This is a genomic window from Acidovorax sp. (genome assembly GCF_027492855.1).
GTDB lineage: Bacteria > Pseudomonadota > Gammaproteobacteria > Burkholderiales > Burkholderiaceae_C > Acidovorax.
This window is the reverse complement of the sequence record NZ_JAPUDY010000068.1, coordinates 48,859-64,557: the sequence shown is the minus strand read 5'-3', so window position 1 is coordinate 64,557 and position 15,699 is coordinate 48,859. Positions and strand designations below refer to the sequence as shown.

At 64.1% G+C, this 15,699-nt stretch carries 17 protein-coding genes; 12 read left to right on the top strand and 5 right to left on the bottom strand.

All coding sequences use genetic code 11. The features are described 5' to 3' along the window. The 3 genes from argF to Q0105_RS13345 form a co-directional block, all read left to right on the top strand. Nucleotides 1-893, top strand: an 893-nt coding sequence (gene argF / locus Q0105_RS13355; protein WP_298212573.1) for an ornithine carbamoyltransferase, incomplete at its 5' end; no start/stop codon positions are given. Next, nucleotides 890-1,054 (top strand): hypothetical protein, encoded by a 165-nt coding sequence (locus tag Q0105_RS13350; RefSeq protein ID WP_298212571.1) that lies wholly within the window; start codon nucleotides 890-892, stop codon nucleotides 1,052-1,054. The genes argF and Q0105_RS13350, both read left to right, overlap by 4 nt. 8 nt (nucleotides 1,055-1,062) lie before the next feature. Continuing rightward, nucleotides 1,063-1,716 carry a hypothetical protein gene (locus tag Q0105_RS13345; RefSeq protein ID WP_298212569.1) on the top strand — a complete coding sequence of 218 codons (654 nt, stop codon included), beginning with the start codon at nucleotides 1,063-1,065 and terminating at the stop codon, nucleotides 1,714-1,716. Between the two features lie 503 nt (nucleotides 1,717-2,219). Here Q0105_RS13345 and Q0105_RS13340 read toward each other — a convergent pair. Both Q0105_RS13340 and Q0105_RS13335 read right to left on the bottom strand, forming a co-directional pair. Beyond that, nucleotides 2,220-4,151 carry a ferrous iron transporter B gene (locus Q0105_RS13340; protein WP_298212567.1) on the bottom strand — a complete coding sequence of 644 codons (1,932 nt, stop codon included), beginning with the start codon at nucleotides 4,149-4,151 and terminating at the stop codon, nucleotides 2,220-2,222. After that, complete coding sequence (locus Q0105_RS13335; RefSeq protein ID WP_366145928.1) at nucleotides 4,148-4,477, bottom strand: FeoA domain-containing protein; 330 nt, start codon at nucleotides 4,475-4,477, stop codon at nucleotides 4,148-4,150. The genes Q0105_RS13340 and Q0105_RS13335 overlap by 4 nt, the downstream gene beginning before the upstream one ends. 508 nt (nucleotides 4,478-4,985) lie before the next feature. Between Q0105_RS13335 and Q0105_RS13330 the strand changes: the two genes are divergently transcribed. The 3 genes from Q0105_RS13330 to Q0105_RS13320 all read left to right on the top strand — a co-directional run bounded on the left by Q0105_RS13330 (nucleotide 4,986) and on the right by Q0105_RS13320 (nucleotide 6,705). Next, nucleotides 4,986-5,549, top strand: a complete 564-nt coding sequence (locus Q0105_RS13330) for a 3'-5' exoribonuclease (protein ID WP_298212565.1) — start codon at nucleotides 4,986-4,988, stop codon at nucleotides 5,547-5,549. A gap of 64 nt (nucleotides 5,550-5,613) precedes the next feature. Beyond that, nucleotides 5,614-6,042: a hypothetical protein gene (locus Q0105_RS13325; RefSeq protein ID WP_298212563.1), complete on the top strand. Its 429-nt coding sequence runs from the start codon at nucleotides 5,614-5,616 to the stop codon at nucleotides 6,040-6,042. 51 nt (nucleotides 6,043-6,093) lie between these two features. Further along, a complete protein-coding gene (locus Q0105_RS13320) occupies nucleotides 6,094-6,705 on the top strand; it encodes a hypothetical protein (protein ID WP_298212561.1) in 612 nt (203 codons plus the stop codon). A gap of 167 nt (nucleotides 6,706-6,872) precedes the next feature. On the opposite strand, the gene Q0105_RS13315 is transcribed toward Q0105_RS13320, so the two are convergent. The 3 genes from Q0105_RS13315 to Q0105_RS13305 all read right to left on the bottom strand — a co-directional run bounded on the left by Q0105_RS13315 (nucleotide 6,873) and on the right by Q0105_RS13305 (nucleotide 9,922). Then, entirely contained in the window at nucleotides 6,873-8,864 is a 1,992-nt protein-coding gene (locus Q0105_RS13315) for a S9 family peptidase (RefSeq protein ID WP_298212559.1), read from the bottom strand. A 74-nt stretch (nucleotides 8,865-8,938) separates the two neighbouring features. Further along, a complete protein-coding gene (locus Q0105_RS13310) occupies nucleotides 8,939-9,601 on the bottom strand; it encodes a GNAT family N-acetyltransferase (protein ID WP_298212558.1) in 663 nt (220 codons plus the stop codon). A gap of 24 nt (nucleotides 9,602-9,625) precedes the next feature. Continuing rightward, on the bottom strand, nucleotides 9,626-9,922 hold the full coding sequence (locus tag Q0105_RS13305) for a hypothetical protein (protein WP_298212556.1): 297 nt from the start codon (nucleotides 9,920-9,922) through the stop codon (nucleotides 9,626-9,628). A 129-nt stretch (nucleotides 9,923-10,051) separates the two neighbouring features. On the opposite strand from Q0105_RS13305, the gene Q0105_RS13300 reads away from it, so the two are divergent. From Q0105_RS13300 to kynA, 6 genes are all read left to right on the top strand, one after another. Continuing rightward, entirely contained in the window at nucleotides 10,052-10,708 is a 657-nt protein-coding gene (locus Q0105_RS13300) for a response regulator transcription factor (protein WP_298212554.1), read from the top strand. After that, entirely contained in the window at nucleotides 10,705-12,153 is a 1,449-nt protein-coding gene (locus tag Q0105_RS13295) for an ATP-binding protein (protein WP_298212552.1), read from the top strand. The genes Q0105_RS13300 and Q0105_RS13295 overlap by 4 nt, the downstream gene beginning before the upstream one ends. A 34-nt stretch (nucleotides 12,154-12,187) precedes the next feature. Then, nucleotides 12,188-12,520 (top strand): YkgJ family cysteine cluster protein, encoded by a 333-nt coding sequence (locus Q0105_RS13290; protein WP_298212550.1) that lies wholly within the window; start codon nucleotides 12,188-12,190, stop codon nucleotides 12,518-12,520. A gap of 97 nt (nucleotides 12,521-12,617) precedes the next feature. Beyond that, entirely contained in the window at nucleotides 12,618-13,268 is a 651-nt protein-coding gene (gene kynB / locus Q0105_RS13285; protein ID WP_298212548.1) for an arylformamidase, read from the top strand. 72 nt (nucleotides 13,269-13,340) lie between these two features. Then, nucleotides 13,341-14,645 carry a kynureninase gene (kynU, locus tag Q0105_RS13280; RefSeq protein ID WP_298212545.1) on the top strand — a complete coding sequence of 435 codons (1,305 nt, stop codon included), beginning with the start codon at nucleotides 13,341-13,343 and terminating at the stop codon, nucleotides 14,643-14,645. Between the two features lie 119 nt (nucleotides 14,646-14,764). Next, a complete protein-coding gene (kynA, locus tag Q0105_RS13275) occupies nucleotides 14,765-15,652 on the top strand; it encodes a tryptophan 2,3-dioxygenase (RefSeq protein ID WP_298212543.1) in 888 nt (295 codons plus the stop codon). Nucleotides 15,653-15,699: the final 47 nt, after the last annotated feature.

Genomic DNA, 15,699 nt, shown 5'->3' with positions numbered 1-15,699 from the left:
TCACCGCCGACGAATACGCCTACCTGTTCGAGCGCGCCGCGCTCATCAAGAAGAAATTCAAGGCTTACGAAAAGCACCACCCGCTGGTGGACCGCACGCTGGCCATGATCTTCGAAAAGGCCAGCACCCGCACGCGCGTGAGCTTCGAGGCGGGCATGTACCAGCTCGGCGGCAGCGTGGTGCATCTCACCACGGGCGACAGCCAACTGGGCCGCGCCGAGCCGATCGAGGACAGCGCCAAGGTCATCAGCCGCATGACCGACCTGGTGATGATCCGCACCTACGAGCAGGCCAAGATCGAGCGGTTTGCTGCCAACTCGCGCGTGCCCGTCATCAACGGCCTGACCAACGAGTACCACCCCTGCCAGATCCTGGCGGACATCTTCACCTTCATCGAACACCGCGGCTCCATCAAAGGCAAGACGGTGGCCTGGGTGGGCGACGGCAACAACATGGCCAACACCTGGCTGCAGGCAGCGTCGCTGCTGGGCTTCAAGGTGCATGTGAGCACGCCACGTGGCTACGAAGTGGATGAGAAATTGGCCGCTGGCGCTCATGGAATAAGCGCCAGCAGCTATCAATTTTTCAGCAACCCGCTCGAAGCCTGCCAAGGCGCCGACCTGGTCACCACCGACGTGTGGACCAGCATGGGCTACGAAGCCGAGAACGAAGCGCGCAAAAAAGCGTTTGCCGACTGGTGCGTGGACGCAGAAATGATGGCCGCCGCCGGGCTCGACGCCCTCTTCATGCACTGCCTGCCCGCGCACCGGGGCGAAGAGGTCGAAGCCGACGTGATCGACGGACCGCAGTCGGTGGTGTGGGATGAGGCGGAAAACAGGATGCACGTGCAGAAGGCACTCATGGAGTACCTTCTGCTCGGCCGTATTGCATGAAATGCAATGCAGTGGCGCGCCAGCGCCAGCAGCCTGTTTCGGCGCAGGCTCATGTCCGCGTAGCGGACGTGAAGCAGCCGCAGGCTGCGGGCCGTAGCCAAAACACCATGCACGTGCAAAAGGCATTGATGGAATACCTTTTGCTGGGCCGCGTGGCCTGAAGAACCGCATGCCCGCCCACGCCGCCGAGCTGCTCGCGCACTGGCAGGCGCTGGGCCAATCCCTGGCGCGGGAAACGCCCGCATGGCAGCGCGAGGGCCGGCGCCTGCTGCGCAGTTGGGCCCGCTGGCCCCGCGCCTACCACGACATCACCCACTTGCACGCCTGCCTGCGCCACCTGCAGGCCGTGCGCCCGCACCTGGCCGACCCGCACGCAGTTGAGCTGGCCCTGTGGTACCACGACGCCATCTACTGGCCCTGGAGCAGCCACAACGAAGCACGCAGCGCCGACAAGGCCCGCCAATTCATCTTGGGCCAAGGGCTGCCCGACGCACTGGCGCAAACCGTGCACCAGCATGTGATGGACACCCGCCACACCCCCGGCCCGCTCACAGGCGACGCCTTGTGGGTGGTGGACATCGACCTGGCCATCCTCGGCCAGAGCGACGCGGTGTACCGCCAGTTCGAGCGCAACGTGCGGCGCGAGTATTTTTTTGTGCGCTGGCCGCGTTATGTAGCGGGGCGCAGCGCCGTGCTGCGGGGGTTTTTGGACCGCCCGCGCATCTATGGCACGGATTATTTTGGCCAGCGCCTGGAAACACAGGCACGCACCAATCTGCAGCAGGCGTTGCATGCACTGGGCAAAGGGCAGGTCTACCAGTAGCCCGTATGCGGGCGTAGATATGAGTGAAATATGCCGGCCTATGTACCTACCTCAGATACCGATCCAACCGTTCGGGCTGAGCCTGTCGAAGCCAGGGCTTGCCACGTGCGTGCAGGGCTTCGACAGGCCTGTCCTGAGCCCGTCGAAGGGCTCAGCCCGAACGGACGAGGAAGAAGCAACTGAGGCATGTAAATAATCGGCAAAATGCCTCTACCGCCCATCCATAAAGCGCTAACAGCTATAACAAATATAGCAAAACTACGGCACTGTCCCGCGCCGTGCAGGCATGGCGACCGGCTTTTCGGCATCCGCATCAGGCGGCCCCCCGCAACTGCCGCAGCTGCTACAACCCCCATCGCTCCCCCCGCAACCCGGTGCCTGGGCCAAGCTGGGATGTACCCGTTGCAGGCCCTGGCGCCAGCGCTCCGGCAGATAGCGCCAGGCCACATAGAGCGCGGCGACAACCACGATAAGCGCCACGATGATCTGCTGTGCCATGGGCCTTACCCTCCCCCCAGCGCCAGAGCCACGCGGTAGGTCACAAAACTGGCGGCATAGGCCAACGCAAACAGGTAGCCCAGCATCAGCAGCGGATAACGCCAGCCGTTGGTCTCGCGCCGCACGGCAGCAATGGTCGATATGCACTGCGGCGCAAACACGTACCACACCAACAGCGACAAGGCCGTCGCCAAAGACCATGAGCCCGCCACCAGCGTCTCCAACTGGCTAGCTACCTCATCGCCCGTGGCAGACAGGGCGTACACCGTGCCCAGCGCGCTCACCGCCACCTCGCGCGCGGCCATGCCGGGCACCAGGGCGATGGCGATCTGCCAGTTAAAGCCAATCGGCGCCACGATCACCTCCAGCCACCGGCCCAACTGGCCCGCATAACTGTAGGTGATGGCCGCCTGGGTCGCACCCTCGGGCGGCGCTGGGTAGGTGGACAAAAACCACAGCAACACGGTGACGGCCAAAATGATGCCCCCCACCCGCTTGATAAAAATCATCGCCCGCTCGTACAAGCCATACGCCAGGCTGCGCACGCTGGGCCAGCGGTAGGCAGGCAGTTCCATCAGCAGCGGCGTGGCCCGCGTGTCGCGGCGCGCCAGTTGGGCCACGGCCGCCACGGCCATGGCGCTCACGATGCCCGCCACATACAGCCCAAACAGCACCACCCCCTGCAGATTGAACAGGCCCGCCACCGTGCGCTCGGGGATGAAGGCTGCAATCAGCAGCGCATACACCGGCAGGCGCGCCGAGCAAGTCATGAGCGGGGCAATCATGATGGTCACCAGCCGGTCGCGCCAATGCGTGATGGAGCGCGTGGCCATCACCCCTGGCACGGCGCAGGCAAAACTCGACAGCAGCGGGATGAACGAGCGCCCCGACAACCCCACCGAGCCCATCACGCGGTCGAGCAAAAATGCCGCGCGCGGCAGGTAGCCCGAATCTTCCAGCGCCAGGATGAACAAAAACAGAAACAGAATCTGCGGCAAAAACACCAGCACCCCGCCCGCGCCCGCCAGCACCCCGTCGGTGATCAGGCTGCGCAAGGGGCCGTCGGCCAAGTGGCTGTTGACCAACGCCGCCAGCCAGCCCATGCCGCCCTCGATCCAGGACTTGGGCAGCTCGGCCCAACTGAACACGGCCTGGAACATCAAGAACAGCGTGGCCGCCAGAATCAGCAGGCCCCACAGCGGGTGCAGCACCACCGCATCGATCCGGTCATCGGTGCGCAGGCTGACCACGGGCACCCGCACCGCCAGGTCCATGATGCGCCGCACCTCCTGGTGCGTGCGGATGACATCGGCCTGCGCTTCCAAATCACCCGCATCCAGCCGTGCCGCCGCGTCGGGCAACACCTCCGGGCGCTTCAAGTGCTCCAGATTTGCCGCATTCAGCCACTGCACCAGCTCCTGAGCGCCCCCCCCGCGCACCCCCACGGTGGCCAGCACGGGCATGCCCAGCTCGCGGGCCAGCGCCTCGCGGTCGATCTCTATGCCCTGGCGCCGGGCCACGTCCATCATGTTGAGCACCAGCACCATGGGCAGACCCAGGGCACGGGCCTCCAGCACCAGGCGCAGGTTCAGCCGCAGGTGGGTCGCGTCCGTCACGCACACCAACACATCGGGCAAGGGCTCGCCAGCGCGCCGCCCCCGCACAACGTCGCGCGTGATGGCCTCGTCCACGCTGTGCGCATGCAGGCTGTAGGCGCCCGGCAGGTCCAGCACACGCACGCGGCGGCCTGCGGCGGTCTGCATCAGGCCCTCCTTGCGCTCCACCGTCACGCCCGCATAGTTGGCTACCTTCTGGCGCGCCCCGGTGAGCAGATTGAACAGCGCGGTCTTGCCACAATTGGGGTTGCCCAGCAGCGCAATGCGCAGCGGCGTGTCTGCCAAGGGCGGCGTGGCAGCGACAGAGGCCGAGGTGTTCATGCCGCCTCCCGTTCGGCCAGCGCCGCTGGCACCACCTGCACCATCGAGGCTTCCTGATGCCGCAGCGCAAACGTGACCTGCCCCACACGCACAGCGATGGGATCACCACCCACACCGCCACGCGCCACCACGCGCACGGCTTCACCGGGCAGAAAGCCGATTTCCAGCAAGCGCAGCAAAACACCATGCTCCTGCGCATCGCGCGCAGGCCGCAATTCCGTCACCAGCGCCTGAGCGTGAAGGGGCAAAGTGTTCATGCCGATGGAGGCAGGATGCCCGGCACGGGAATGCAGCAGCGTTGCTGCGCCATGGTCCATGGCTTTCATGGGGGTAGATCTCGGAAAAATGATATTGATTCTCATTCTAACGAGATCACTCACCAACCTGCAGGGTCAAGAATCGGCCGTTTGATGCAGGACAACCCAATGGCGCGGCGCGCACTTTGGCACTGTTTTGCGCGGTCTTTGGCTTGCCTCTGCCTACACAATCCTCGCCATCGGCGGGGTTTTTTATTGTTGCGAGATGTGCAGGGCATGAAGAAGACGGCGCCAGGAGCGGCGCGTCGTGAAAGTTCGCAGAGGGGCCAACGAAGACATTGATCCGCACGGCACAAAGCGTGTCGCCTGCCATACACCCCACTCTGCAGCCCCAGCACGCGAGATGCAGCGACTTTGTTATGCCTGTACGCTCATTCAGAACTATTGGCTAATTCAATGACTTACAACGCTTTTTTCATTGCGGGCGAGCCATGTTATCCAGCAGACTGGCTGGCATATTCGGTGAATTTCCGAATACATCAAAGTTAGACTCTGCAAATTCTTGTGCATGCAAAATATGAGTGAAATCTACATAAGCACTGACGTTGAAACAGATGGCCCCATTCCAGGGCCGCATTCAATGCTGAGCTTCGGCTCTGCCGCATACACTTCCGAAAAGAAGCTCATTGCGACGTTTTCCGCGAACCTTGAACCACTGGAAGGTGCCACTCCACATCCGAAGACTGCAGAGTGGTGGGCGACGCAGCCTGAGGCCTGGGCCGCATGCAGAAAGGACCTTCAGAGTCCCAAGGTTGCCATGAGTGCCTATGTCGAATGGATCAATGGTCTCAAAGGCAAGCCTGTATTTGTTGCATACCCTGCCGGCTTTGATTTTCTGTTCATCTATTGGTACCTCATTCATTTCGTGGGTGAGAGTCCATTTAGTCACTCTGCGCTAGACATGAAGTCTTATGCAATGGCAGTTCTAAAGAAAGAGTATCGAGAAAGTACGAAGCGCAACATGCCAAAGCAATGGTTCGATAGCTTTCCTCACACGCACGTCGCGCTGGACGATGCCATCGAGCAAGGGGCCCTTTTCTGCAATATGCTTAAGGCAAACAGTGCAAAAAGCGGCGCCTAACTATAGGTTCAACGCGGATAAAAATGCACCGCATTTTTGCCGGTTAACCTGAGCGCTAAACTTCATGGAAGATCGCCTTTTCGCGAACGCTGAACTCGTGCGGACCGTAGCGCGGGATCAGTTGGGGGTGCTTGTCGAGTACGACGAAGCCGGTGTTCAGTGGCTTGATCGGTACATCGACGGACAGCACGTCGGTGCTGCCAATGCCACCAAAGAGAAGCTGCCAAACACCCTTGGCTCGTATCTCGGCGAGTGCATCCGCAACTCCTTCGGCGGTGCATGGGTTCAAGACTCAGAATTGGGTTGGGGTGTCCGAGTCAACGAACGGATCACCGCCTTCCCATTTAACAAGGTCCGCAAGCAGTTAGCGGATTCGGACGGAGAGTCCGTCCTCGGCTTTTACAAAGCTATTGCGGCAATGCTCGCGGAACCAGAAGTTGTCACTTCACGAAACACAGAATGCTCAAAGCAGCCATGGTGGAAGCTCTGGTAACAGGGTTGCAGCCTTATCTCGAATTGCAGCGGACCGCCTTCTGCTAGAACCATGAAAAAACACATCCAGGGCACATTAATCGCAACGTTGATCGCAATAACTATCCCAGCTCATTCTCAGGACTCGGCGCTTCCACAAGGAATTGCCAGACAGATCCCAGCGGGCTACGCAGCAATGACTGCGAAGTCATCGGACTTCAATGGCGATGGCAAAGTTGACTACGTGGTTGTTGTCAGCAGAAAAAATGAAGCGCAGCTTGTGGCTCAGGGCTCCCCTGCGCCGAAGAGACCTCTACTGGTCTTCATTCAAGGCGAGACCGGAAAGTTTTCACTGAAGTCGAGAAATGACGAGATTGTCTTTGCTGCCGATGCAGGTGGCCAGTGCGATCCATTCATGGAGGGAATGGAAGGCCTGGCTGCAAAGGGATCGTTTTTCACCGTTCAGAACGCCGTTGCCTGCGGAGCGCACTGGACAGATTTCATCACCTTCCGCTATTCAGCTGAACTGCGTCATTTTGTTTTCCACAAGCGCATCTTCGAAAGCATGGTATTCAACCCCTCAAATGACCCAGAAGCTGAAGCACTTATTCCAGGAAGGCGGTCGGTGACCAGCGCGAGCAAGTTGAAGCCCTTGCTTTTGGGCTCATACAGACCTAACCAATGACCCCTTTTTGAAACTTCCATTTCCAACACTGCACCCGCACGCTGCAGACTAACTGGGGGTTCAACGCGGGCGCCAACACGGGCGGTGCCTTCAGCATTTGCATGGCCCATGTCAGCACCCTCCGTGCTTAGCACTCTGGTGCGGCTTACCGCGAGCGTGGCTGCCACTCAAAACGCCCACGCCCCCAACTGGTAATAGTCAAACCCGCTGGTACGCCCGCCCAGGCACTTGGCCAGAAAGTCCTCGGTCTTGCGGTACATGGTGAGGTTGTTGGGCCAGCGCTGGTTGCCATGGCCGTCGCCGGTGAAGGTGACGTAATCGACCTCCTTGCCCGCCTTGCGCAGCGCGGCCACCATCCATTCGGACTGCTCCAGCTTCACGCGCACATCGTTTACACCATGCATGATGAGGATGGGCTTTTGGGCATGCTCGGCGCGGTACAGGGGTGACTTGGCATCCATGCGCACACGGTCGGCGGGCACGGCGGGGTCGCCCACGTAGCGGTGCCACCCGGGCAGGCCCAGCTCCGAGTATGGCGGCATGGACTCCAGCAGGCGGGCGATGTCGGTTACGCCCACGATGCCCACCGCGCAGGCAAACACCTCGGGCGTGAAGGTGGCGCCCACCAGGGCAGAGTAGCCGCCATAGCTTGCGCCGTAGATCGCCACGCGCTCGGGGTCGGCCACGCCCTGCTTCACGGCCCAGCGCACGCCGTCCACCAGGTCGTCGTGCATGCGGCCCGCGAACTCGCCCATGGCTTTTTCCATGTGCATGCGGCCGTAGCCGCTGGAGCCCCGGTAGTTGACCTGCAGCACGGCGTAGCCCCGGTTGGCCAGAAACTGTTGCATGGCGCGGCTCGTAGCGCCATCGCCCCACCGGTCGCGTCGCCAAGGGCCGCCATGCACCAGCAGCACAGTGGGCAGCCGCTGGGGTGCTGCGCCCACGGGCAGCGTGAGGTAGCCATGGACAGTGAGGCCGTCGCGCGCCTGGTAGGAGATGGGCTGGGTCGGTGCCAAGTCCTTGGCAATCAGGCTCAGCCGGTTCTCCCCCAGGAAACGGGGCTCGTGCCCTTCGCGCAGCAGGTAGTTGCGCGTGCCCCGGTCGGTGGCCACCGCCACCGTGAACACCTTGTCGGCCTGGTCCACGCTGGTCACCAGCACTTCTGCGGGCTGCTCGCCCGCCAGCGCCGTCAGCCGCGCGGCCAGCCCGGGGTCGAACACCTTGCGTGCCGGATAGCCCGGCATGGAGTAGGCCACCAGCGGCTCGTGGGTGCGCCGGCTCAGCGTCACATTGTCCAGATCCACGTCGGGCGATGCGTATACCAGCTCCTCGGAGCCGGTGGCCAGGTCCAGCCGCACCAGCGCCAGCTTGTCGCGGCCCCGGTTGGACAGCGCCCATGCCTTGCGTCCCTCATCGCGCAGGCCAAAGACGTTGAGGGTGTCCCAACGGCTGCGCTCGGTCACAGCGATCCAGCTACCAGGTTCTGTGCCTGGGCGCTCCAGCAGAGACTGGTCGCCTCGGAGTTGCGCACGGGCACGCAGTTGGCCTGCGGGGTCCACACCCCACCAGTGGACGTTGCCGGGGTTGGTGGCCAGCAGCGCGGGCGCCCCACCCGCCGGGTTCACACGGTACAGGTCAAACACCTTCTTGTCGCGCTGGTTGGAGGTGACGATGAAGTCGCCCGAGCCCTCTACCGCTTCCGCAAAATGCGCCACCGAGCGGGGGGCGGGCATCAGCTCACGCAGTTCGGTGCCGGGGCCTTCGACCGGGCCGGCATAGATGCGGGTGTTTTCATCGCCCGTGGGGTCGGCCGTGATGCCGATCCAGCGGCTGTCGGCGCTGAACCGGATGGTGCGCGCGCGGATGCGGAACGCCTTGGCGTCACCGCCATCGATGGGCTGTACCCAGATCGCGGGCACCACGCCGTCGGTGCCGAACCAGGCGATGCGCTTGCCGTCGGGCGACACCCGATAGCCGCCCGTGGACTGCCGACTGGCCACGAAGTCGCGCACGGGGACCAGCTCAGGCAGTTGCGCACCTGCCAGAGACGAGTGCGTGGGGCCGGAGGCGCAACCCGCCAAAGCCAACAGCCCGAGCAGCGCCATGCCGCTCCACCATTGCCACGTCGCTCTTTGGGTGCCTTGCCTCTGTTGCGTCATACCCGCCTCCCTGGATTGTTGAATCATGAATGCGGCGATTGTGCAAAGGGTCGCCTTAAGGCCCGCCAAAGACTTCACAACGCCAATGCCTTGCGATACACCGCGCCGCGCTGGACCACCTCAAACCCGCAGTCTGCATACACCCGGTTGGCGCCTGTCAGGTTTTCGCCATCCACTTCCAACGCAGACTCCGACATTCCTTCATCGGCCAGCAAGCGCAGGCTACGGGCGATCAATGCCCTTGCCAAGCCGCGCCTGCGCCATTGGCGGCCGACGCTGATGAACTCGGTATAGCCCCGGCGCCGCGAAAGATGGCTGTTTTCGTCCGCGTTGATGTAAGTGCGGACCTGGCCCGCCACCGCATCGCCATCCCATGCCACCTGCCAGCGCGCTGGCTGGAACACCATGCTCTCCAGCCAGTTGTCATAGTCCCTGGGCTTTGGCGGCGCCATGCCCCAATGGTCCTTGAACGCGGTGTGGTGTGCATCCCAGATGGCTTGGTAGTGCTCGGGCAGCACGGGCCGCAGCTCCAGCCCTTCGGGCATGGGAAAGTCAGGCACCGCATGCAGCTGCGTTTGCAGCATTCCAAAAAAGTACCGCATGGGCGCATAACCACTGGCCTGCAGAAGCCTGGCGCGTGCATCTTCGCCTTGCTGAACATACGCATGGTGCACATGCTGGCCCTGCGGCTGCTGTACGGCCACCATGCGCTGGCGCTGCTCGATCCAGCTTTGCAACAGGCGGCCAACGCCGCGCCCCCGTCAACGTCCAGGCACAAAACCGATCTGCGCGTGCAATGTCAACCCGTCGGCCAGTGTGACCCACCAGCATCGGCCATACCCCACCATCTCACCACCCCACTCAGCCACGATGCAGTCCTGCAGCGGATCGCAGGCGGTGAAGGCGGCATAGTCCCGCGCCATGCTCTCGGGTGTGCGCAGCACCTGTATCCCGTCTGCAGCCGAACTCGCGTTAGCCACAGCCGTCATGGCGGCAAAGTCTGCTGCACCGCGGAAGGGCCGCAGCACCACACCGGACACCAGTGGCAAAGCGGTCATTGAACTGCCATCCATCACTTGCTTTTCTCCCTCATTGTTCACCCCATTGTGCAAAGCCTTGCCTTAACGCCAGCCAAAGACACCCATCCCGCGCAATGCAACGCCCACCGCTCCCGCCACAATCACCCCATGCACATCCTGCTCATCGAAGACGACCTGGACCTGGGCCGCGCGCTGCAGTCCGCGCTGAAGGTGGAGGGCTTGACCAGCGAGTGGCTGCGCCGCGCAGTGGACGCGCCCGCCACGGTGGATGCCAACACCATCGACTGCGTGCTGCTGGACCTGACGCTGCCCGATGGCAGCGGCTTTGACCTGCTGGCGCGCTGGCGGGCTCAGGGGCAGCAAGTGCCTGTCATCGTGATCACGGCCCGCTCGGCGGTGGAAGACCGGCTGGCGGGGCTGGATGGAGGGGCAGATGATTTTGTGATCAAGCCCTTTGCCACGGCCGAGCTGCTCTCGCGCATCCGCGCCGTGCTGCGCCGCAGTGCGCGCCAGGCCAGCGAGCGCTGGGTGCTGGGCGAGCTGGTGATCGAGCCGCGCCGCCATGCGGTGCAGCGCGGCGACGTGGCGCTGGATCTGTCGCCGCGCGAGTTTCAGTTGCTGCTGGAGCTGGCGCGCGAGCCCGGTGTGGTGGTGTCCAAAAGCGTGCTCTCGCAGCGGCTGGACCCGCTGGGCGAGCCGATGGACTTTGCGGCCATCGAGGTGCATGTGTCCAACCTGCGGCGCAAGATCGGGGCGGAGCTGATCCGCACGGTGCGGGGCGTGGGGTATTTGCTGCAGTCATGAACACCGCATCCACCCCCAAAAACCTGCGCCACCCCATCCCCTGGCTGCGTGCGGCTTGGCGGCGGCTGGCCGAACCCACTCTGGTGCGCCGCAGCGTGGCCTCGGTCACTACGGCCTTTGTGCTGGTGTGGGCCGTGCTGCTGGGCTACGACTTCTTCATTTACAAGCAGGCCATCACCTACGATCCGGGGTTGCTGAAGTATGGCGATGCGCTGCTGGAATCGCTCACACCGATCACCGACCCTGCGCAGGCCGCAGCGGCCGTGGCATCCACCAACCATTGGACCAACATCCGTCGCCGCCAAATCGGCCTGCTGCCCGGCACCGCAATGCATGAGCTGCGCGACAGCGCGTCTGGGCAGATTGTCTATGCCCCGCCGGGCCTTGAGGCACTGGAAATTCCGCCGCCGCCATCGCAAACGGGTTCATCCATCTCTGAGCCCGTCTTGCAAGGCAAGCCGTACCGGATCTACTCCGGCCACAATGCCCGCTGGGCCCTGCGCATTGTTGAAAAAAAGCGCATGGACGCGGACTACCTGAGCTACCGTGGCCGCAACCTGCTGCCCTACCTGCTACTGGCGGCCCCCTTCGTGCTCCTGCCCGTATGGCTGTCGGTGCGCAACGGCCTGCGCCCCCTGCAGCAGCTCGCAAGCCTGATCGCAAAACGCGACAAGGACGACCTGCAACCGGTCGGTTTCCACGCCCGGCACCGCGAACTCAAACCGCTGGAGCAGTCGCTGGACCACCTCTTCGCGCAGCTTCGCCAGAAGGTGGAGCACGAGCGCGCCTTTGTGCAGGATGCCGCGCACGAGATCCGCACCCCGCTGGCCGTGATCACCGCCCAGGCCCATGTGATGGCCCGCTCGCAGATCGAAGAAGAACGCACAGAGGCCCAGGCCCACCTGGAGCAGGCCATTGCCCGCACCTCGCACCTGGCGCAGCAGCTGCTGGACCTGGCCACGCTGGACGATGCCCAGCGCCCGGCCCCGCGCGACCTCGACGTGGCCCAGTGGCTGCGCGCTGCGCTGGCGCAGGCGGTGCCCCAGGCCATGGCGCAGCAGATCGAGCTGTCGCTGGACGCGCCCGACACCCTGCCTGCCCGGCTGGACTTGCCTGCCCTCGAATCCATCGCCCACAACCTCATCGACAACGCTGTGCGCTACACCACGGCGGGCGGCAATGTGGCGGTGGCGCTGCGGTGCGAAGGCGCGGTGCTGCACCTGTCGGTGCAGGACGACGGGCCGGGCATTCCAGCCACGGAGCACCACCGGTTGTTCGAGCGCTTTTACCGGGGCCTGGGGCACACGGCCAACGGCTCGGGCCTGGGCCTGGCCATCGTGCGGCAGGCCGTGCTGCGCATGGGCGGGCAGGTATGGGTGGGCGACGGGTTGGGCGGGCGGGGCGTGGGATTTTTCGTTAGCATTCCCCTGCCCCACAGCGCCTGATTCTGCGCTGGCGATCCACCGCCTTTTCTTTTCCATGCCCGACGCCCTTCACCCCTGCCTTACCTGCGGCGCCTGCTGCGCCAGTTTTCGCGTGGACTTTGCCGTGCAAGAGATGCAGGACATGGGCGGCACCGTGCCGGGCGGGCTGGCGGTGGAAGTGACCGATACCACCTGCCGCATGCGCGGCACCGACCACGTGCCCGCGCGCTGTGCGGCGCTGACCGGCACGGTGGGTGTGAAGGCAGCCTGCGGCATCTACGAATGGAGGCCCTCGCCTTGCCGCGAGTTCGAGGCAGGCGACCACGCCTGCAACAGGGCGCGTGTGCGGCACGGGCTGCCCGCGCTGGCGGACGGGCTCATCTTCTGATCCACAAATCCATAGATCGTTGAAGCCTCAACAAAAACGTTGAGCTGTTGGAAATAACCGACACCACGGCTTTTCTGGGACATGCAAACTTTGTCCCATGCCAGCAAGCCCCTCCTCCAACGCCCGCCAGCTCTGGGACATCTCGCCGCCCGTGCACGCGGGCAGCCCCGTGTTTCCGGGTGACACGGCCTACAGCCAGCAGTGGTGCGCCACCATCGGCCCCGGCTGCCCGGTCAATGTGAGCGCCATCACGCTCTCACCCCATGTGGGCGCCCATGCCGATGCGCCCCTGCACTACGACGCGCAGGGCGCCACCATCGGCGACGTATCGCTTGACGCCTTCCTCGGCCCTTGCCGCGTGATCCACGCCATCGGGTGTGGCCCGCTCATCACTTGGGAGCACATCGCCCACGCGGTGGACGCCACCCTGCCCGCACGCGTGCTGGTGCGCACCTATGCCCAGGCCCCTGAGGAATGGGACGGCCAGCTCACCGCCTATGCGCCTGACACCATCGAACGCCTGGCCGATCTGGGCGTGCTGCTGGTGGGCATCGACACCGCCAGCATCGACCCGGCCGACAGCAAGCTGCTTGCCAGCCACCAGGTCATCCGCCGCCGCAACCTGCGCGTGCTCGAAAACCTGGTGCTCGACGCCGTGCCCGAGGGCGACTATGAACTCATTGCACTGCCGCTCAAGCTCACCACCGCCGATGCATCGCCCGTGCGGGCCGTGCTGCGGAGTGTTTAAGAGAAATTGGCACCTTGCGCTTATTGAATAAGCGCGAGCAGCTATCAAAATAGGAGTAAACAACCTGTGCCCATGACCTTGCAAGACTGCCGCGCACTCGATGCGCAAGACCCCCTCGCCCCGCTGCGCGAGCACTTCAGCCTGCCTGCGGGCGTGATCTACCTGGACGGCAACTCGCTGGGCGTGGCCCCCAAGGCCACCGCTGCGCGTGTGGCCGACGTGGTTACCCGCGAATGGGGCACCGACCTCATCCAGTCGTGGAACACCGCAGGCTGGTTCGACCTGCCCCAGCGCCTGGGCAACCAGCTCGCCCCGCTGATCGGCGCGGGCAAGGATGAGGTAGTGTGCACCGACAGCACCTCCATCAACCTTTACAAGGTGCTGAGCGCGGCGCTCAACATCGCCCGCGAGGACAGCCCCGCCCGCCGCCGCATCGTGAGCGAGCGCAGCAACTTCCCCACCGACCTCTACATTGCCGAAGGCCTGTGCAAGGAGCGCGGGCTGGAGCTGGTGCTGGTGGAGCCCGAAGACATCGCCGCAGCGCTGACCCCTGACGTGGCCGTGCTGATGCTCACCCACGTGAACTACCGCACTGGCGCCATGCACGACATGGCGGCTATCACCGCCGCCGCGCATGCCCAAGGCATTTTGTGCGTGTGGGACCTGGCGCACAGCGCAGGCGCGGTGCCGGTCGATCTGAACGGCGCGGGCGCCGACTTCTCGATTGGCTGCGGCTACAAGTATTTGAACGGCGGCCCCGGCGCCCCCGCCTTTGTGTGGGTGCACCCGCGCCATGCGGGCCGTTTCTGGCAGCCGCTGTCCGGCTGGTGGGGCCATGCCGCGCCGTTTGCCTTTACGCCCGACTACCAGCCCGCTGCAGGTATCACCCGCTACCTGTGTGGCACGCAGCCCATCATCAGCCTGTCGGCATTGCAATGCGGGCTGGATGTGTTCACCGCCGCCGAAGCACTGGGCGGCATGGCCGCGCTGCGCGGCAAGTCACTGGCACTCACCGACCTGTTCATCCGCCTGGTGGAAGAGCGCTGCGCAGGCCACGGCCTGGGCCTGGCCACGCCGCGCGCGCATGCAGAGCGCGGCTCGCAGGTGTGCCTGACGCGCGACGAAGGCGCAGGCGTGAACGGTCAAGGCAGCGGCGCCTACGCCATCGTTCAGGCGCTGATCGCACGCGGTGTGGTCGGCGACTTCCGCAAGGGCGATGGAGGCACCGGCCGCCACAAGGACATCCTGCGTTTTGGTTTCACGCCGCTGTACCTGGGCTTTGAGGATGTGTGGAACGCCGTGGAACACCTGCGCCAGGTGCTGGAGAGCGGCGAATGGCAGAAGCCCGCGTTCAACCAGACGCACGCGGTGACCTGATAGCCATTACATAAAACACACGACCGTTCACGCTGAGCCAGTCGAAGCGCCGCGCGAGGCTTCGACAGGCTCAGCCCGAACGGTCTTGGTGGATCGAACGCGTATCCAGGAGATTGACCATGTGCCCCTTTTCCCAAACCCCTACTCCCGCCAGCGAGCCCCCCAGCGCCGCCCTGCCCGAATCCATCGTGCACGAAGAGCGCGCCCAGCTCGACTTCAGCAAATCCATGAGCTACGGCGACTACCTGCAGCTCGACGCCGTGCTCACCGCGCAAAAGCCGCTGTCACCCGCGCACGATGAGATGCTGTTCATCGTGCAGCACCAGACCAGCGAGCTGTGGATGAAGCTCATCCTGCACGAGCTGCGCGCGGCCATTGCGCACATTGCCCGCGATGAGCTGCAGGTGGCTTTCAAGATGCTGGCGCGGGTCTCCAAGATCATGGAACAGTTGGTGCACGCCTGGGACGTGCTGGCCACCATGACGCCGCCCGAGTACACGGCCATGCGCCCGTACCTGGGCCAGTCCAGCGGCTTCCAGAGTTATCAATACCGCAGCATCGAGTTCGCCCTGGGCAACAAGAACCGCGCCATGCTCAAGCCCCACGAGCACCGTGCCGCCCTGCTGGCCCTGGTGCAGGCCGCCTACGAGGCGCCCTCGCTGTACGACGAAGCACTGCGTCTGCTGGCGCGCAGCGGCCTGGCCGTGCCAGCCAGCCACCTGGAGCGTGACTGGACCCAACCCTATGAGGCCAGCGATGCCGTCGAGCAAGCCTGGCTCACCGTGTACCGGGACCCGCAGAAACACTGGGGCCTGTACCAACTGGGCGAGAAGCTGACCGACATCGAAGACGCCTTCCGCCTCTGGCGCTTTCGCCACGTGACGACGGTGGAGCGCATCATCGGCTTCAAACGCGGCACGGGCGGCACCGGCGGCGTAAGCTACCTGCGCAAGATGCTCGATGTGGTGCTGTTCCCCGAGATCTGGAGACTGCGCACCGACCTGTGAGTGGTCAGTGGCAAAAAACAAAGGGCCTGCGCAGAAGACTGCGCAGG